Below are 20,369 nucleotides of genomic sequence, written 5' to 3' on the forward strand. Positions count from 1 at the left end.
CGCTTTAATTAACTAACGGGCTAGGGAATATTGTTTACCATCAAATTGCACAAGCGCTTGCCGACCTTTCCAACCGTAAATTAATAAATCACGATAACCTTTTGTTGTACTGGAACCCAGTGCAATAGTATTACCGAACAAATCACCAATCGGTTGCCATTTACCTTTCTTCTTCTCAAAAACATAGATGATACATCCAGCCGTGCCACAATTCGATCCTCCTGTAACCTGACCAATCACTTCATCAATACCATCACCATTGAGATCGATTGCCGCAGTTGGGTAAAATGTATTTTTCAAATGTTCTTCCGAAGGCTGAAAGTCGCTACGGTAGTAATTGGCTACGATAGATTCGTAAGGACTGCCTGTGCGTAGCTCAATCGTTGTAGATTTAGATTGTCTCGATTTGGCAGAGACTATGCTAATCAAGTCACCTCGTACCCAACCCGTGACATCATAAGTGGTAAGCTGCACTTCGAGCCAGCAATAACCATCCTTTCCTGAAACTTGCTGCTTAATAACTACTGGTGTTCGGGAAGCTACAACACCTTGTACAGACGACTGAACACTGGGTTTTGAGCGCAGATTGATAGAATCATCGCTTCCATCAAATAACATATAAGTGCCAGGACTATTTATCCCCAATTTCAGCGATCTATTATCAAGACAACCCTTTTGTTTATTTGTGGGAGTGGCGATGCCTATGGCGGACTGCGCCAACGCACCTTCAGGAACAATTGAGCAGATTGAAAACAGTAGTGCGATCGCTGCGCTCACTGTTCGCGGAGCAGACGCACCAGAAGACATCACAACTAATAGAGGAAATCGCCTTAAATATCGAAACATCTGCATTTTCTGGTTAATATAAGTTTTGTATCAGACAGAATAAAATAGCGATCGCCACAAACTCAACCCGTGCTTTGATGTCCTATATTCTTTAACTCCTATTACTTAATTCGTGCATCAAGTTCTGCTGATATGTAAGCAAGATTACAGATCCACCAACTAAACAAGCTACACAACAATTAAATATAAGTTGGGCTGTTTCAGCGCGATAAGTTGGGCTATTCACACTTTTTGCTGCTTTACGTCAAAATACTGATACTATGTGATTATTCATATTTCTGTAAAAATTACTGAAACTCTTGATTTTTCCTTAAGGGATAGAGGTTGATGTAAAGATTTATTAAATATTGAGTCTTTTTTGATATATTTATGTGCCACGCGAATACAGACGAAAGTCTCTGTCCAGAATGCTTGGAAGCGCAAAAAAGCTCCGGAATAGATGTGAAACGCTTGTTATTGGAACTGGCACAGTGTAAGTCTAAGTATCATCGACACAGTCAAGAATTATCTGACAAAGAAATTAAATACCTCTGCCTTTCGCTTTCTCGCTATAGCAAAGGAGAGATTGCTTATTATTTTTACAGACATAAAATTCCAAATAGTCAAGAACTAGAAGCTTGTGAAGATATAGAACGGTGGAGAAAAAACTTAAATGCTGAGATGTCTACTCGAATAAACAGGTATATCAAGCGACTGATGAATTTGATAGATGAGAATCAACGTATGCCATCTTGGAAAGATATTATTGAATTTTTAGAAAATAGTGGATATAAGATAAGTCCGAGTTGTACATCACAAAAACAATTAGCGCGGATGTTAGTCGAAAGTGATATTAGTGTTGATGAACTTAATGCTCTGGTACAAAACAGAGGATTCAACATTAAAATTAGTCGAATAATTGACGCTTAAAAAAATATTTGAGATATAGAGTCATGGCAAAACGCAGTACTTTTATTATAGAAGGCTCTACAGACGAACTCGAAAGAATTGTAGCTCTTTTTGAGTCTGGTGAATTGAATAATCTACTAGGTATCAAAATTCTAGATGTAGGGATGATTTCTGCGGAAGAATTAGAATCTCGGCAAGCAATGTCTGTTGCTTCTCAATCCTTAATCGAGTCTGTAAATGAAGAGTTAGATTTATATAGAATTTGGTTGGATCGCCTTTGGCAAAAGGGACTACAACCAGCTGTAAGAAGTAGTCAATCTGCTACAGGTATTAAACTAATTCAATTCCAGAATAAATCTGTAGAACTTCTCATTACAATCATGCCATTAAGTGCAACAGAAATACAAATATTTCTGAAAGTTCGTCCATCAGAAGGTAAAGGGTATTTACCGGAGGGACTAAAAGTTTGTATATTCGATGAATTTGATGAGATTATACTAGAAAAATTTGCTGCTCATCAAACTAATTTGCTTGATATTACTTATGGACAAAGATTTACCTGTGAACTGAACGATCGTTTTAGTGTCGGACTAACTTTGGGAAATGAAACTGTTAAGGAAGATTTTCCTGGGTAGCTGGTTGTCATGGTGAAAAGAATATACCTTAAGCTTGGATCTAGCGTTCAACTAGAACGTGTATCTGTAGCAGCTTTACCTGTGACGCTGACAGTTTATGATGATGTGGGATTATTACAAGAAATTGGTTCGGGTTTTTATTTATCTCTTTTACCTAAAACTCTCAGAGATTCATTTCGCCGATGGCAAAAATATGTTGCTCCTAATCCTGATGATTCTTCTGTTAGGCGGCTCAAGTTAGAACCGATAAATCCCAGTAATAATCCAGAAATTAATGACAGCAATATTAACTTTGAGCAAATAGCAAATAATTTTAAGACTAACCTCAACCAATGGCTGAATCAGGAAGGATGGCTCAATGAGGATGGAAATAAAGATACCAAAATTAAAAATATTTTAGAAAGCTACTATCCCGAAAAGGAAGAAATACAGATTTTTATTCAGACTGAAAACAGAGATTTAAGGGGGCTACCTTGGCAAGAATGGGATGTACTCCAAAAATTCTTTATTAATCACTCTAATACAGAGGTATCGATTAGTGCAACGAATTTCAAGCGCCCAGAGCAAAAACAAATTCTTTTGCTAGATGCACGAGTGAGAATTCTTGCTGTTTTCGGAGATGAAAAACTAGGCTTAGATGAAGAAAAGACTTTAATTGCTAGTTTAGAAAAATATGGAGGGCTAATTAAATTTTTACACCAGCCAAATCGAGAAACTCTAGAGCAAGCATTGCAAGAATCGAAAGGTTGGCATATATTTTTCTTCGCAGGCCATAGTGGCAGTGATGAGAACGGTAAAATTGGCTGGATAGAAATTAACCCTTATGAAAGAATTTCAATTGAAAATCTCACAACTCAACTGGAAAAACTCATTCGAGATAAGTTACAGCTTGCTATTTTTAATTCCTGTGATGGTTTGGGTTTAGCAAATCAGCTAACTTCCCTATCTTTACCTTACTGTATCGTCATGCGTGAGCCTGTCGAATCTTTGTTTGCTCGTAGGCTATTGAGACATTTGCTGACTGCTTTTGTCAAAGGTAAATCGCTATTTGCTTCGATGCGTACAGCGCGTGAATCTCTGCGCCAAGAATTTGACGAAGACGGTAAACATCCTGGCAAAAGTTGGCTACCTGTAATTGTAGCGAATCCAGAAGCGCGATCGCTCACCTGGGATGGGATGTTTACTGAGCGTAGATTAGATAGAAAATGGGAGTTTCTGATTTTTGCTATCTTGCTGATAGCAGTTATCGGACTACCACTTAGTATCTTGGCAGAGTTTAGGGATGTCAATACTTTAGAACTTTATGCTCAACTTTATTCACACCTTGTGATTTATCCATCTCTCTTTCTGTGGATATCACTATACGCATTATACAGATCAATATGTTTAATTCGGCAAAAAGCAAAGATATTTTGGGGTTTCACAGCCATAGTATTTGTGTTTAGCAGTATTGGACTAGCTTTGGATTTAAATACTGATCCCACTTTGCTCCTTGAGTTAAAGTCGAATGCAACAGCAGTGGTAAATTTACAGGATTTGGCGGCAGAGTTTCCAGGTTATAAACTATTCAAACACGAGCTAAAAACCATCCCCAAAGATTTGTTGAATAGTTCTCAAACAATTGATTATCGAGGTAATTTTACGCTAAAAAAGCAACCTATCGAAGAGTCTGTAAAACAATTTATTCGGATTAAGCCACAGGATAAACAAAATCCAAACTACCAAGCCTATAAGAGTTTTCTTAGAAGTGTCTTGAAGTATCGGCTCTGGAATAACCAATTATCTGTAAGTCGTTGGTTTTATGCCTTCAGTTACTTCATTATCTTTTTTTGTGGAGCAGAATTATTTGCTTTACTTATTCAAAATTTACTCGAACCTTCATCAGTATTTAAGAAGCATAAGTATATTAGTTATTTGATTATCTGTGATACAGGACTTCTACTTTGGTGTCCCTTTTATTCTTACTATATCCACGAAATCAAGCCATTATTGTTTGATACAAATCCAGAATTAACTAATCTTACAGGAATTGTATATTTATTCATCTTTTCTCTACTAGTCCTGACACTTATCGTGACTATGACTCAGATTAAATCACCAAAATATCGCTATATTTTAAGCTTTGTTGTGATTGCTGTGGTAGTGCTGACTAATTTAGTGAGGCTTTGGGGTGGTGTATCTGTTATCGATCAGATGTTTGGAATTCACAGTAATAGTACTTTTATCACTTGGTTGGGGACAATTACTTTTTTTATATTTCTCTCGGTTTTAATTATTTATTTAGTTGATAATAAAGTGAGAGAAACCTAAAATGGCTGCATCAAGTTATGAAAAAATTAAATTTACATTCATCGTTGTCATCTTATATATTTGTCCTATTGCCTTGATGCTTGTTGGTCTGATATCGTTTTATTATCGATTTATATTACTAGTATTAGTGACTATTTTAGTAATTTTATATACTAGGATAAATCAAATAAAGTTAGAAGAATTAGGCTGTACTCACCAAAATTTAGTACCTGCTGTCAGGGATATTTTACCTGTAACACTCGGATTTGCATTATTAATGCTAGTTTATTACTTCCTGAAGGGAACAAGAATAGATAATTCTGCTATCCAGTGGTACTTCTATTTATTCTTTATTCTTGTATCTACGCCTTTTCAAGAATTTCTATATAGAGGTTATCTATTTCATCTTTTCTCAAAAGTAGGTTTTTCGGAATACTTTCTTGTGGTTTCTGCTATATTGTATAGCTTCGTCCATGTGATTTACTGGGACTTACCAACTTTATTGTTTACTCTCATAATCGGTTTGGTTTGGGGATATCACTACAAAAATTTCCAAAATCTATATAGTGTCATTTTCAGTCATAGCCTACTGGGAGTAGTTGCGATCGCCACTGGATTGTTGTGATTTCAGAAACTTTAAACCGAAAAGTTGCTCAATCTCCAAAAATTTTGTTTGTGACAAAGCGACTCAACATCACAACCCCACACAACCAAATTGGCTCAATCTTCATCCTCATCCACTCTTGGGTTGGGTTTTGACGTTAGCACAGTAAATATATATAGTGATATTCCGAAATCAGTGCGGAATCTGGTGAATTCTATACTATAGCCATTCTATTGGAGTTGGATCTTTTGTCAATAGTCGCTTGTCGTTAGTAGTTTCTTATATAATGTGCGCTGAAAGACTTATTGTTTAGTCTGACACCCAGAGGTGCTAATGATCAGTGATTACCCGGATTTGAGAACGCCAATCATTTGGGAATGCTATATCCATGACTGTAGAGTTCATTCTTTAAGTCAGCAAAGCAATTTTCAAGACAGGTGGAAAGGTGAGGGCGAAATATGTTCTATTTAATTTATGCTCCCAACACTCCTCAAGAAAAAGCTCATCAGTTGATGTTTGGGGTAAACACGATTGGGCGTTGTACTGACAACACGATCGCGATCGCTGATGAAAGTCTCTCCCGTTACCACGCTGAGATTACAGTCACCAACGATCGGCTAATGATTAAGGATCTGCAAAGCCTTAACCACACTTTTGTGAATCAGGTGAAAATTGATCAATCCGAACTTCAGAATGGAGACTTGATTAATTGTGGAAATGTGGAGTTGAAGTTTGTTCAGAAAATCAATACCACACCCAAAACTGCTGATAAGGCGAGTTCCCAGCAAGCAACCGTAAGCGAACCAGACGATCAAACACCTATCGCGGAAACAATCATCAAGCAATTTTCCACTGAGCCAAGTCGCTTTAAGATCCAGGATTTACTGGATGCGCCAGGGAGAAGTGATTCACTGCTGAGAATATCAGAAAGGGCTAGTAATCAACGAAACGTAGACAAGTTAAAAATTCTGCTAGAGGTGAGTAAACTGCTTTCCTCTCCGGAAGAACCCGATCGCCTGTTAGAGAAAATTCTCGATTTACTACTCGAGATTATAAATGTAGACCGAGCATTTATCTTGTTAGTCAATGAAACTACAAAGCAGCTTGAGCAAAAGGCTGTAAAATTACGTGTGGGAATTCCTCACGAAAATCAAATTTATAGTAAGAATATTACGAATCTTGTCTATAAAAATGGTAATGCCATTTTAACTAGAGATGCTTGCCGCGATCACCGGTTTAATGAATCCGAGTCTATCTTTGTCCAAACCATTCGAGCTTCAATTTGCATTCCTCTCAAACCCAGAGAAGAGGTGATTGGGGTATTATACGTGGATAATTTATCCATGTCGAATGTTTACTCGGACGAAGATGTAGACTTTTTAACTGGTTTAGCGAACCAAGCGGCGATCGCTATTGACAACGCCAATCTCTACAAAAAGATTGAAGCCGAAGCAATCATCCGTAATAAATTAGAACGCTTCTTTCCAGAACCCGTCAGAAAAAAACTCAGGGAAGAAGGAAACTTAGGCATTGTTGATACAGAAGTTACAGCTTTATTTGCTGATATTAGTAATTTCACGAAAATGTCTTCCACAATGCAGCCGCGTCAAGTGATTGAAATGCTCAATGAATACTTTGAGGTGATAGTGGAGGAGATTGTCTTTCGATATGAAGGCACTTTAGAGAAATATATTGGGGATGCTTTGTTTGCGATTTGGGGTGCGCCTTATAGCAAATCAGATGATCCACAGCGCGCTATACAAGCAGCCATTGATATGCAGTGGGCTGTGCGGCGGCTAAATCAAAAGTGGGTACAGCAGGGTAAGCAACCAATTCAAATTCACATTGGATTGAATACAGGAAAAGTTGCTGCGGGTAACATTGGTTCGGAAAAACTAATTCAGTACGCCACTATTGGTGACACAACAAATGTCACCAGTAGAATATGTAACGTCGCTCAAGCTGGTGAAATTGTGATCTCTCAAACCACATTTGATCAGATCAAGAATCTAAATTGGCCTTTGGAAAAAATGCCGCTTGTGGAAGTTAAAGGTCAAGACAAGCCTTTACAACTCTATCGTCTCATGTGGAATTTATTGCCATCACAGTTTTCTCCAGTCGGAGATTTGGCAAATTCAGCCATTTTTCAACGTTAATTGTATTGGGCATTGGGCATTGGGCATTGGGCATGGGGCATTGGGCATGGGGCAATTCAATTTTGGATTTTGGATTTGCGATTTTGCGAAAAGTTTGAGCGCCGGCTTCCGGCGATCAAAGCTTTTCAAGACGGATTGGGTTTGAATCTAAAATCTAAAATCTAAAATCTAAAATCTAAAATTCCTTGTCCCCCTTGTCCCCCTTGTCCCCCTCTGCCCCTTGCCTTCTTTAAAATCCCATTGCTGTGGCGACTGCTCCTAATTCTGCCGCAATACCTTGTTTAAATTGGCTGTTACTGTGTTTTATCGCTGTATCTGGGTCTTTCAAACCATTACCTGTAAGGACGCAAACTACTGTTGCGCCTGTGGGGACTTGATCTTTGACTTGCAACAATCCGGCGACGGAAGCGGCGCTGGCTGGTTCACAGAAAATCCCTTCCGATGATGCTAACAGCCGGTAAGCATCGAGAATTTCGGCATCGGTGACAGCGTGGAAATTTCCCTGACTGGCTGATTTGACGGCGATCGCTTTTTCCCAACTCGCCGGATTCCCAATACGAATCGCTGTTGCTAAGGTTTCTGGATGCTCTACTGGCTTACCATTGACTAAGGGGGCTGCGCCTGCTGCTTGGAATCCCATTACTTTGGGTAAGCGATCGCATTTCCCGACTTGATGATATTGACAAAATCCCATCCAATATGCTGAGATATTCCCCGCATTTCCTACGGGAATACACAGCCAGTCTGGAGCATTACCCAACACATCGACAATTTCAAAGGCTGCTGTTTTTTGACCTTCTAGGCGGTAGGGATTTACCGAATTCACTAGGGTAATCGGATAACTTTCAGCCATCTCGCGGACAATTTCTAAGGCGCGGTCAAAATTTCCTTTAATTGCCAGTACTTCAGCCCCATATAGTAAAGCTTGGGCTAACTTACCTAACGCCACATAACCATCGGGAATTAATACAAAGGCGTTCATTCCCCCACGCCTAGCGTAAGCGGCGGCGGCGGCGGAGGTGTTTCCTGTACTGGCACAAATCACTGCTTTGGCCCCTGCTTCTTTCGCCTTGGAAATGGCCATTGTCATTCCCCTGTCTTTAAAGCTACCAGTGGGGTTCAAACCATCGTATTTGACGAATACACGCACTTGTCTACCAATGCGTTCGGCGATCGCCGGCGCTGGGATTAGAGGTGTATTTCCCTCCAATAGGGTAATAACCGGCGTTTTTTCGCTGACAGGCAAGTATTCACGATAGGCTTCTATCAGTCCAGGCCAGGGTTGGCGATGAGATTTAGCAACAGACGGGCTTACAGTCACGGTGATTTATACAAATTTTTATTTAAGTGCAAACTGAAAAATACCAGTGGTACACATCTTGCACCACTAGAGGCTCTCAACACAAGAAAGAAATTTCTTATGGTGCAGGCTGATACCTATTACTTTTTTTTACCATTTTATCGGGTCAGCTTTACCAGAAGTTTTGTCACCACCGGATCACAGGTGTGATGTTTTTTCTGGAACACAGTCTTCCTAATTTGAGTCTCTTATCACAAAGATAAAAACCCATTAGAGTAAGTAATTGAAAATTTACAATCTTTTAACAAAGCTTAAAACTACATTATTATAATATCTCTAATGGTGTGAGTTAAGTTGTGGAATAAAGTTAACTATGTCTACCTGTTCATCTAGTGTTTCTGACCGCTCCGCCCAAGATGTTTGGGCAACAAAGCTAAACAAGTCTTATTACCAAGACGATCAGCAAGTCAAATTTATGCACTTGCAAGCAGAGGTGGATTCTTTGCTGATGCAGTTGCAGAACCTCAAGGAACAACGCCTTTCTACCAATAGCCAAGAACAATAACAGACTTACAAATCAAAAAATATCCTCATTGTCGGGGGAGAATTGAGACGCTCTGACACGGTTTTTAGATCCCCAACTTCTTGGAGGATGCTGGCGAATAGTGGGTTAGACCCCTCAATACCGATACAAACAGTGATCTCGCTTACCCGAAATAACGCCCGCAGGAACTGGAAGCCTGGGGCTAACTCTACAAAGCCCACCTTCGTGGGCTTTGTAGAGTTAGCCGCACCCTTGTAGGGTGACGGCGGTCTGTTGGGTAAGGGAGGGGTCTTACTCCTGATTCGCCAGTAGCATCCTCCAAGATGTCGGGGATCTAAACCCTCGCAACCTTCAGCCTTCCTAAGATTGCTATTCAAAGCGTTGATTTTTCTTTGACCAGCGCTTGAGGCTGTATTTATCGCCGTTTTCTACTAACAAAGCTAGAGATTGCCCATCTAGGAGCTTAGCGATCGCTGTCAATGATTGTGGGTAATTTCTTTGAAAATCAGTATAAATTACTTTACCACTATTAGACAAGATCACTGTCCGGGGAGGAGATAAATGTTCTTCTGGCTTTTCATCTCCAGTTAGGGACTGTTTCAACAAGGCGATCGCTTCTGCTGAGATCGTTAGTACGGTTTCTGGCTGAGAATTATTGGTTAAATTCATCACTTGTACAGGCCAATAGCTGAGTTCTCGCTGCATTTTTTGCAGGCTAGGCAAAGTACCGTTGGGAATTTGTCCAGATTGTTGTAAAATTCGCCACACGATTGGCAACATTGCCGTTACTCTGGCTGGATCTTGTTGAGATAGTTGTTCCAGAGTCAGCGGCGATGGTTGTACCCATTCCAGCGCCGCATCTGTCAAGGCTAAAGGAGGGGGTTGAAGCAGATAATTTTGATTGTCAGCGATTTTTTGTCCAGCAATTAGTAGGCGCAAAACCCCACTCTCTAATTTTACGCCTTTAATAGTGGCGGTAGTTATTTGTTGTTCTCCATTAGGTAACCAAACTACAAGTAAAACTGCTGGGTCAGAATAAATACCCAAAGTTTCCCAGAGAAATTTACCAGGAGAAATTTGCGGTAGCTGTAACCTTTCAAAGGGGAAATTGAGCCACTGTTTACCGTCATGAAATGCACTCACCTCTACCTGATACCAAGCTTCGTTATCTGTAAGTTGCAGATCTGCTTGTGGGTTTGGTCTGAGCCACTCAGTATTGTTGAATTTAGTCAGGGGTTGGACTGAACCCACAATGCGACTGGGGTGAGTGGAAAAGATTTTCGGTTTGACTCCTTCGTTATTGAGCTGGACTAAGAGACTTTGAATTCGAGTCAGAGTATCTGTACTAATTTTTGGTTGTGCTTGCAACCAAGAAATTGCTCGTTCTTCTCCCCGTTGAACTGCTAGAATCAATGCTCCCCAAGCTGCAACTTCTGGTCTATTAGGGTTGACTCGCAATGCTGTTGTGCTACGATTCCACAACCGTCCCCCATCCATTTGCAGTAGAGTCGCAACTTCTTGGACATTCTCCGCAGATGCTGAAAATACCTCTAAAGCTTTCTCCCAACGACCATCAATCAAATCTGCTATTACCTGTTGACTAGGAATAGCCCAAATTTGATCGGCTTGGCTTTTAGTTATTTGCGAGTGTAGGCGAATTACATCGATTTGTGCTTGCGCCGCTTCCGGTAGTGGCTGTTTTCGCTGTTTCTGTATAGATTTTAACCACTCATAGGCTGGTGTCCACAGTCCATTTCGGGCGAGTAATAACGCATTTTGGTAAGCAGTATCTTTGATGGCTGGTGTTTTGAGGGAAATTTCTGCTAATTCAATGGCGTTGTGAGATAACTTCAGAGATTTGACTTGGTAAATCCGTAACTGTGGTTCTAAACCTACTGTTTGATCGATGACTAATTCTTTGTTAGTATCACCAGTTACTTGCTGCCATTTAGGCACATCTCCATTGGGACTTTTCCACGACAACATCTGATGGATCTGACTGCGTTGTGGATTGTAGTAGACAATTTTACCGTAGGCGATCGCACCAGCGCCTTGTGGCAGTTTACCTTGTAAATAAAACCAAACACCATTAGATGGGGTTTGACCCTCAAAGCGTTTAATTTCATTGACAGGTAAGGGAATGCTGTTTTCTGAGTTTTCTACTGTAACTTCATCTGTGGGAGAAAGTACAAAGGCTTCTTCTATCCCCGCGATCGCTAATTGGGACGCCAGACGGTAATATTTTTCTGGTTGGGATTGCAACTCTACATCTTGGGATTGTTGATAAACCCTCAGTTCGACAATTGCTTGACAATCAAATTGACAATTTGGGCGTTTTTGGATCACTGGTAGTAAAAAAGAATTTTCTTTATCCCGCTCCAAAGTTAGGATTTCCCCGGCTATGAGTTTTTTTTGACTGAGGTTGGTTTTAATTTGTTTGAGGGTTTGGGGTCGTTCACCGTAATTACCGACTGTGATTTGTGCCCACTCCGGTAAAAATTTATTCAGCCAAATAATTTTTTCGGGATTGAAGATAAAGAGAATACTGATCCAGGCAAAAGCAATTAGTAAACCAACACTGCTCAATAATGTAGCGATCGCTAATGTTGAGAGCAACCAATTTCCCAACTGACTATTGTTCTGGGGTTTGTGCAACAGATGATTGATTTTACCTGCACGAGGCTGATTTTTGAGCGTCAGCTTTCGCAACCGATTTGCCATGCTAATTTTCACTCTCTGGAGAGTATATTTGGGCTGAGTAATTTATCTTTTATACTCGCGCTTCTGAGATATTGCCCAGGAATTTTTTAATCTAATTTGGCCAAATATTAGTAAATTTACTCAGGATGTTAATAAATAAATTTACATATACTTATAACCTACCCGTATAAATAGAGTACAAGAAATTGAAGACTAGAATGATTAGCCACAATAAGAGTAAAGCCTGGATGCTCGCATGGTTAATCATGGCGGGTATAAATGGAGTTGTACAAACAGCGATCGCACAAGAATACAGCTTTCCGTCACCTAGTTTACAGTCTGATCTGGATTCAGAAGACCCGATGTCACAAATCACATCGGTGTCTCAACTAAAAGATGTACAGCCTACAGATTGGGCATTTCAAGCATTGCAATCATTAGTGGAACGCTATGGTTGCATAGCAGGTTATCCAGATAACACCTATCGCGGCGATCGCGCTTTGACTCGCTATGAATTTGCCGCAGGTCTAAATGCTTGCTTAGATAGAGTCAATGAGTTAATTGCTACAGCTACAAGTGATTCTGTCACCCGCGCAGATATCGCCAAGATCCAAAAATTACAGTCAGAATTTGCCCATGAATTAGCAACCTTGCGGGGTAGAATTGATAGTTTAGAAGCACGCACCACTGAACTAGAAGGTAAGCAATTCTCCACCACAACTAAACTTTCAGGAATCATCGTCTCTGGCGTTCAAGGACGGACTAGCAATCGAGGTGACGTTAATCCTCGAGATGGCATCAAAGATTCAGATGATGCAGGGACAAATATTAATATTATTACCATAGCGCAACTATCTTTAACGACCCAATTTAGCCCTCGCAGTTACTTATTTACAAGTCTGTTATATGGTATGGGTGCTAGCGATCCGAGATTTACTGCCAATAAAGTTTCTCGGAATGATTTTTTTCTCGGTTATGAATATCCCACAGATAACGAATTTATTATCGGTGACCTCAATTATCACTGGTTGGTTGCTGATAACTTTGCGCTGATGGTGGGAACAGAAGGCGTAAATATGGCAGCTGCTTTCCGAGGTCCAAATCGGGTAGAAAGCGGCGCTACAGGACCACTATCTTTCTTTGCCCAACGCAACCCAATTTTAGATATGGGATTTGGTCATGGTGGTATAGCTGTGGATTGGCAATTTGCTAAACGTGCCAGTTTACAGGCAATTTATTCTAGTAATAATCCTGGCAATTCTGATAAAGGTAATGGCTTATTTGATGGCAACACTACTACAGGCGTACAGTTACTTGTAACGCCAACTGATACTATAGATTTAAGTTTATATTACGTTAATAATTATTCTTCAGATGGTTGTTTATTGACTTATGTGGGGGATGAATGCTTAACTGCAACATCAGAACCCCTACAAACCAATGCTGTAGGTGCAACTGTCACCTGGCAAATTTCACCCCACATTACTCTTGGTGCATGGGGTGGTTACACTAGTTCTTACATTCCTGGGCAGACAGGAAGTGTAGAAACAACAAATTATATGGCGTTTCTCAATTTTCCTGATTTATTTGCTAAAGGAAATTTGGGCGGAATTTATATAGGACAACCTCCGAAAATTACTAGCAGTAACTTACCAGATGGTAGCAATGTTCCTGACTCACTTAATACAGGTTTAGGACGTGCCGGTGGACAACCAGGAACGACTACTCATATCGAAGCATTTTATCGGTTTCAACTCACAGATAATATTAGTATTACACCAGGAATAATTCATATTATAGAACCTGGTCATACACCAAATAACGAGCCAGTTACTATTGGTATTTTGAGAAGTACTTTTCTTTTTTAATGGGCATTAGCCAAACAGGGCATTGGTAAATTCTTCCCCATGCCCAAAACTCCACCCCCTTGTGGATGGAGTTTTTCATTTTTAATGACTGCAATTAGGGAAAATCTCACAACTAAAAATTAAAATTTCTCTTACCTAGTCCCTAGCCTCTAGCCCTGGTTACCCTATTTTCTATTTTCCATTTAAGTCTATTAAACAGCGTCAAAGCTTGTTGTGAAAGTCTTTGCGTAATTTCCCTGAATAAATTTATAGTATCTTTACTGAAGCATTTTTGATGATTTACACAATAACCTGAATGAAGTATTCCTCACAATTTGAATAAAGAATATTAAATTTGCGGTGCTGACTATTGTGTGAATTAAAAAGAATCATTGTGAGGAAGAATAAACACGTTTTATGGAAAAAGTTATGAGCCTATCATTTACAACTGAAAATAAATTTCCCGTTGGTTCACATCCTTCTTCTGTTCTAGTCAAAGACTTCAACGGTGACGACAAGCTTGACTTAGTGGTGGCGAACGTTAATGACAAAAACATCACCGTATTATTAAACGATGGTAGTGGCAACTTTAAAGATCCCTATCATTTCACAGTTGAGACAACTCCTAGTTCCATCGCTATGGGAGATATAGACGGTGATGAACAAGATGATTTGGTGGTAGCGAACGCTGATGACAAGACTATCTCAGTACTGTCGAGGGATGATAGTGGCGACTTTGTCAATGTCGCTCAAATCGAACTTGATACAAAACCTTCTGCTGTTGTCGTGGGAGATATAGATGGTGATGGCATAGTTGATGTGGTGGTGGCGGATGCTGAAAACAAGAATGTTTCAGTATTTTTGAACGATGGGATGGGCAACTTTGGCACTCCCACCAATATTTCAGTCGGATTTGTACCTTCTGGTGTTGTGGTGGGAGATATAGACGGGGACAAAAAACTTGACTTGCTAGTAGCGAATTATGCTTCTGGTAATGTCTCAGTAATGTTGAATGATGGGATGGGTAGCTTTGGTGCTGCGACTAATTTCACAATCGGGACAACTTCTAATTCTGTCGTCTTGGAAGATATAGACGGTGATGGCAAAGTTGACTTAGTGTTGGCAAACGCTGCACAGAAGCAAGTCTCGGTGATGTTGAATGATGGTAAGGGTGGCTTTGACACTGCGACTACTTACACAGTTGAAACATCTTCAGATTATATTGCTGTGGGAGATATAGACGATGACAGCAAACCTGACTTGGTAGTGGCAGATGCTGATTCTGATAGCATCTCGGTACTGTATTATAATTCTGCCCCTACAGACTTAATATTTGGCACTCTCAGCGCCGATGATGATAACGATGGTAATGGTGATGATGATGACGATGATGACAAAGTTATTGGCATCATCAGCACCACTGATTCAAACAAAACCGAGAAGCACACTTATAGTTTAGTTACAGGCACTGGTGATACTGATAATGATGCGTTCATTATCGAAGAGGGGCGCCTAAAAATTAAATCTTCTGCGACTAAATCTGTTTACAACATCCGCGTCCGCACTACTGACAGTGGAGGTTTCTCCTTTGATAAGGATTTGTCTATCAATTTTGAGCAGCTTGGGTTTTTTACAACTTCTCAGGTGAAAACGACTGTCCAGTTAACCAGTGTTACTGAAAATATCTTTACCGTCAAAAGTAAAATCAAAGGTAATAAAGCAAAACTGTCAATCAAAATTGAAGGCAGTAATTCTAAAGCAGCCAATGAAATGGGTGTATTTGTCGTTGACGATGCACAAGGTAGGATTGACGGAATCGCTCCAGGTGCAGTAGGTTACGCAGAAGTAGCACTGAAGCGAGCAAAAATAGTTTGCTCTGCTATTGCCAATGCACCCAATGGTTTTAATCTATCTGACCTGCCAAGCTTGTTAGAATTCAACTCAGGTGCAAACTTGAGATTCTACATGATCCGCAACAGCACCAGTTATTCTGTGCTATCTGGACAAACTTCTTTGTCTGAGGTTGTCTTTTCATCTGCGACTAATGTCAGCGTGACAAGTTCCGAAACTGAAGGGTTCTCTCTAACTTGGAAAGGTTTAGGTCTTAGTGGTAGCGATTTAGTCGTGAAGGTGAAGGAAACTAATCAAGACATTCCTCTAGGTATCGGCTTGCAAGGAAAACATCAAGGGGAAGTCATCGATTTACGGGAAGTTAAAACTAAGGTAAAAGCAGAATTTGTTGTCCACAGAGAGGCTGCTTACGACAACCTTGTAGGCTTCTGTAGAATAGATGATGCAGATGGTGGAATTGATAGCGATCGCGATGGTAAAATTGACTTCCGTCCAGGGGATGCAGGCTATATTAAAGCCATGCTTCGCGCCCGTGTTGAGGGCATTGACTTGAAGGTGAACAACCAAGGTAAAGCAACTTTCACCAGCAATTTTGAATCAGGTTGGCTTTTTGCACCGTTTGTGATTGCTAATTCTACTGTGGAAGCAATTTTAAATAGTAATTCCAGCGACACAGCAGTTTACAGTCCATTCTTAGGTGCAAATTCTGATAAAAACAATCATGTTCGCCTGCTGGGGAATAACTGCTTTGGCTTTGAGGATCAAGTAGGAGCAGGTAGCGATTGGGATTTCAACGATTTAATTGTTCAGGTCAAATTGTCTGTGACTAGTTGAATAGTCATTTGTCATTTGTCATTTGTCATTTGTTATTGGTCATTGGTCTCCCTCATCGCCCTTAACCCCTCTGCTTCTTAGGTTATTTGTAGGGGCGGGGAAACCCCATACGTGTCAACTTAAGCCAAAAGCTATATAGGGCGGGCGTTGTACAAATTCCCCACGCCCTCATCCCCTAACCCCTTCTCCCTTGGGAGAAGGGGAATTGAATTTCTGGCTCCCCTCTCCCTCAGGGAGAGGGGTTGGGGGTGAGGGCAAAACGTTGTCACCAAGCAGGTTTCACGTTAAGTTGACACCAATGGGAAACCCCGCCCTGGGATTTAGAAGGTGAAAGTGGTTCTCAATGTACCAATGATGGCATTGTCGCTATTGGCAACTTGACCAGGACTGGTTAACCAAATCACACCTGGGGTAATGGAGATATTATCGCTGACTTGATATTTATAGAACCCTTCAATGTGGTAGGGGCGATCGCCACTTATACTACCTAAGTATGGTTGGGCACCTGCAAAAATTCCTAAAATGTTGCCTTTTTTACCGAAATCTGGTAATGCTACCCCAACACCATAACTCCAAACTTCATCATTATTATTGCCGACTAAGCTTGTAATATCGCTGTACAATACAAAGCCACTAATTGAGAGTTTGTCGCTAGGTCTGAAAGCAGCTTCAAAACCATAGGAATTACTGTTATATGGATTGGTGTCACCAATAGGCAAGTTAGCTGGGTTAGTTCCGACTACACCAATATTCCCGCCTCCGCCTAAATCGAATAAAGCATTTCCGGCTTTATGATATCCATGAACGTAGGTTGCAGCAAAAGAAAAGCGCTCGCCTACGTTCAAGTTTAATTGTGCCAGAGCTGCATAGTTACCTTCAAATAAACCGGAACCTGGCGCGGGGTTATTACCTTGGGATGCCAAATAACCTACAGTTACTGAAGGTTGGAAACCGCCCTTACCGCTACCAAAAACAAAATTAACACCACCGCCTGCACCACCGCCAATCCGGTAAATTGGACTTTCAGATGCAAAAGTAGATAAAGCACCGTTACCACCGTCATAACCTTCAAAGTAAGGGTTAACGGTAGGCGCGTAATCGCTGTGAATACCGCCGCTGGCTGCTATATATACTTGGGAGTTACCTAAGGGGAAGTAATAGGATAACCAGTCTATAATGGCACTGTTGCTGCCAGTATTGCCTAGGTTAAAGGTTTGAGTACTCTCAAAGCTGTTACCGGGCAAACTTAATGCATTGGCGTTACCAGCTGCAATCCGGGTGTGTAAGGTATCTCTACCAGTAAAGCTGGTTTGTAAGTCTAAACGTACCCTGTCTTGAAATACAGTTTTGTTAGTGTTGTTGTCGCCAAAGGTATCAGTGACAGCAAAAATTGCCTCACCAACTAACTTGGTTGTTGTCGAAAATTGATTTGCTTCTAGTTCCGCAGTCCGTGCTTCTAAAGCATCGACTCGACCGCGTAAAGTTGCTAGTTCGGCGGCAAATTCTTCTTGCAAACGCTGGAGGGTGGCTAAATCTTGCTTTGTCACCAAGTCAGCGGTGGCTGTTGCAATCAGTTCATTAACTCTATCTAAACAAGCATTTAAACCAGCGGCAAATTCATAACGGGTTAATGCACGATTTCCCCGATAAGTTCCATTGGGGTAACCGGCGATACAGCCATAGCGCTCAACTAGAGACTGCAATGCTTGAAATGCCCAATCGGTTGGTTGTACGTCAGAAAACTGTGATACTGACGTAACTTGAGACATTGAGTCCTGGTTATTAGCTTCACCAGTTTTAACCTGTGCAAGTAATTGCTTACTAGTTGTTGGTTGCTCTAGTACAACAGCAGCATCACTGCTATTTTTTGCTGCTTGTGAGTTAGAAGCATTTAATATTTCCGCAGCCATGACACTAGACGAAGCCAAGGCATTTGCACCCAAAAATACTGGCAGTAATACCAGATTTTTCCACAATATATGAGACATATTTCCGTTTTCCTCTCCACGAAAGTCCCATAATTAATTGCTACAAGTAACAATTAATTGGGTAGTTTCTTCACACCTGTAAAGTAAGATAGGTTACATTGAATTGCGGTATAAAGTCAAGTCCTACTTTAAGAACTTCAGACCAATAACTGAACTTGGCCAGTCTTTAAGTAAACATGTTTGTTATCCGTTATTTCACACATTTTCTCAAATGCAACCTTTACCAAGGGTTATTAATAGTTATTTACATCTAAAGTAACCATAAGGAGCTATTATCTTTTGCTTACTCAGGCTTAAACAACATTTTTACCCATGATATTTGGATCTATTATCCATAAAAATTAGTTACATTCTACACAAAATTCAATTTCTTTATACACAAATTTCATCATTTTTATGCATAAAATTCCCAGAAAATTTTCTGTAGCAAAACTTACAAAATTTGATTGCCAGAAAATATAAAAATTATGATATCTATCAGTCACTTGTATCAATAATAAAAAATTTCCCGAAAAAATAACTAATAATACTTAAATGACACAAGCAAGGATTTTTTGATATTGAGGTAAATACTGTTTATTTGAGGCTTGGGTAAGAGTCTAATCTTTACAACGTTACTTGATAGCAGTTAGATTTTATATATAGTAATTTGAGATCTAGCACTCCTAAATAATTTTTGAAATACTGCATAAAGGTTTGTTAAGCGTTGGCAGTTGAGACTTGTTGAAGCTCTGAGTGCATCGCTGTTAACCGTTGAATGTCAAATTTTCAACGCGGGTATGATGACGGTGAAAGTTGTGCCGACGCCAACAGTGCTATCAACTGAGATTTGTCCCTCATGTGCATCAACACATTTTTTGACAATGGATAATCCCAAGCCTGTTCCGGGAATCTTGCTAACATTCATTCCGCGATGAAAGGGCGTAAATAGCTTTGCCAAATCTTGCTCTGTTAGTCCAATTCCTTGGTCTTGAATCTGGAATTGAATGTAATCTGCCTCACAGTGTAACTGGAATGTGACTGTGCTATCTTCTGGGGAATATTTCAGGGCGTTCTCCAGCAAGTTAATGAGGATATGTTGCAATAACTTGGGATCTAGCTCATAAAAAAGATGTGCTGGTTCATCGCATCCCGAAACGGTAAACACCAATCTATCTCTGCTTTGAGCAGGGGATTGTAGATCTTCTACCAGATAGGAGCAGAACTGGTAAATATTGATGAGTGTTGGTTGAGAGTGAAACTGCTCTTGTTCTACTTGGCCTAGAACTAAAACATCTGTAATCAATTGTGCCATGTGCTTGATAGCTGCTTTACCCCGTTCAATATGAGCTTGTCGCTTTTCGGGAGTTAGTCTATCTGGCTGTTCAAAGAGTTCTAGTGTCACGAGTAGGGAACTTAAGGGATTGCGAAATTCATGGGAAACAATGGAGACGAATTGAGATTTCAGCTCGTTTAGCTGTTTTTCTTTCTGTAGTGCTTGGTGTATGGCTTGTTCAGCGAGATGGTTAGCCAAGGCTACCTGGATAGCAATAATAAGATCCTGTTCCTCAAAGGGTTTAACGATGTAACCGTAGGGATGGGTAGCGATCGCTTGTGTTAATGTTGCTTCATCAGCATGGGCGGTGAGAAAGACAACGGGTAGATGAAACTGTTGCCGAATTTGCTCTGCTGCTTCAATTCCGCTTTTGTCGCCTTGCAGGTAAATATCCATCAACACTAGATTCGGTTTAGTTGCGGCTACAAGTTCCAAAGCTTTTTCGGCAGAATTAGCAGTTCCAGACACGTTGTAGCCTAACTTGCTCAGATGTTGTTTGATATCTAAAGCAATCACCCATTCATCTTCGACAATTAGGATAGTGGGAGGAGAAGAAACTTGTGGCATAGGAA

At 40.4% G+C, this 20,369-nt stretch carries 13 protein-coding genes; 8 read left to right on the top strand and 5 right to left on the bottom strand.

Going from position 1 to position 20,369, the window contains the following annotated elements:
* Nucleotides 1-12: 12 nt before the first annotated feature.
* On the bottom strand, nt 13-846 hold the full coding sequence (locus AACU32_RS32600; RefSeq protein WP_339378468.1) for an SH3 domain-containing protein: 834 nt from the start codon (nt 844-846) through the stop codon (nt 13-15).
* A 369-nt stretch (nt 847-1,215) separates the two neighbouring features.
* On the opposite strand from AACU32_RS32600, the gene AACU32_RS32605 reads away from it, so the two are divergent.
* The 5 genes from AACU32_RS32605 to AACU32_RS32625 all read left to right on the top strand — a co-directional run bounded on the left by AACU32_RS32605 (nt 1,216) and on the right by AACU32_RS32625 (nt 7,418).
* A complete protein-coding gene (locus AACU32_RS32605) occupies nt 1,216-1,755 on the top strand; it encodes a hypothetical protein (protein ID WP_096606016.1) in 540 nt (179 codons plus the stop codon).
* A gap of 23 nt (nt 1,756-1,778) precedes the next feature.
* Nucleotides 1,779-2,369: a DUF1822 family protein gene (locus AACU32_RS32610; protein ID WP_096606018.1), complete on the top strand. Its 591-nt coding sequence runs from the start codon at nt 1,779-1,781 to the stop codon at nt 2,367-2,369.
* Nucleotides 2,370-2,378: 9 nt separating this feature from the next.
* Entirely contained in the window at nt 2,379-4,679 is a 2,301-nt protein-coding gene (locus AACU32_RS32615; RefSeq protein ID WP_096606020.1) for a CHAT domain-containing protein, read from the top strand.
* Between the two features lies 1 nt (nt 4,680).
* Nucleotides 4,681-5,283 carry a CPBP family intramembrane glutamic endopeptidase gene (locus AACU32_RS32620; protein ID WP_096606022.1) on the top strand — a complete coding sequence of 201 codons (603 nt, stop codon included), beginning with the start codon at nt 4,681-4,683 and terminating at the stop codon, nt 5,281-5,283.
* A gap of 437 nt (nt 5,284-5,720) precedes the next feature.
* Nucleotides 5,721-7,418, top strand: coding sequence for an adenylate/guanylate cyclase domain-containing protein (locus AACU32_RS32625; protein WP_339378469.1), 1,698 nt, complete (start codon nt 5,721-5,723; stop codon nt 7,416-7,418).
* A gap of 229 nt (nt 7,419-7,647) precedes the next feature.
* On the opposite strand, the gene thrC is transcribed toward AACU32_RS32625, so the two are convergent.
* Nucleotides 7,648-8,739, bottom strand: coding sequence for a threonine synthase (gene thrC / locus AACU32_RS32630; protein WP_096606024.1), 1,092 nt, complete (start codon nt 8,737-8,739; stop codon nt 7,648-7,650).
* Between the two features lie 352 nt (nt 8,740-9,091).
* On the opposite strand from thrC, the gene AACU32_RS32635 reads away from it, so the two are divergent.
* Nucleotides 9,092-9,283: a hypothetical protein gene (locus AACU32_RS32635; protein WP_096606026.1), complete on the top strand. Its 192-nt coding sequence runs from the start codon at nt 9,092-9,094 to the stop codon at nt 9,281-9,283.
* A gap of 348 nt (nt 9,284-9,631) precedes the next feature.
* On the opposite strand, the gene AACU32_RS32640 is transcribed toward AACU32_RS32635, so the two are convergent.
* Entirely contained in the window at nt 9,632-11,983 is a 2,352-nt protein-coding gene (locus tag AACU32_RS32640; RefSeq protein ID WP_096606028.1) for a hypothetical protein, read from the bottom strand.
* A gap of 197 nt (nt 11,984-12,180) precedes the next feature.
* Here AACU32_RS32640 and AACU32_RS32645 point away from each other — a divergent pair, with 197 nt between their 5' ends.
* Together AACU32_RS32645 and AACU32_RS32650 are read left to right on the top strand one after the other, a co-directional pair.
* Entirely contained in the window at nt 12,181-13,830 is a 1,650-nt protein-coding gene (locus AACU32_RS32645; RefSeq protein ID WP_096606030.1) for an iron uptake porin, read from the top strand.
* Nucleotides 13,831-14,238: 408 nt separating this feature from the next.
* Nucleotides 14,239-16,494, top strand: coding sequence for an FG-GAP-like repeat-containing protein (locus AACU32_RS32650; RefSeq protein WP_339378470.1), 2,256 nt, complete (start codon nt 14,239-14,241; stop codon nt 16,492-16,494).
* A gap of 320 nt (nt 16,495-16,814) precedes the next feature.
* Here the strand turns inward: AACU32_RS32650 and AACU32_RS32655 are convergent, their stop codons facing one another.
* Together AACU32_RS32655 and AACU32_RS32660 are read right to left on the bottom strand one after the other, a co-directional pair.
* Nucleotides 16,815-18,482: an iron uptake porin gene (locus AACU32_RS32655; protein WP_096606034.1), complete on the bottom strand. Its 1,668-nt coding sequence runs from the start codon at nt 18,480-18,482 to the stop codon at nt 16,815-16,817.
* A gap of 760 nt (nt 18,483-19,242) precedes the next feature.
* Entirely contained in the window at nt 19,243-20,364 is a 1,122-nt protein-coding gene (locus AACU32_RS32660; protein ID WP_096606036.1) for a hybrid sensor histidine kinase/response regulator, read from the bottom strand.
* Between the last annotated feature and the right edge of the window lie 5 nt (nt 20,365-20,369).

The organism is Calothrix sp. NIES-2100 (genome assembly GCF_963875285.1).
In the GTDB taxonomy this organism is placed as follows: Bacteria; Cyanobacteriota; Cyanobacteriia; order Cyanobacteriales; family Nostocaceae; genus Aulosira.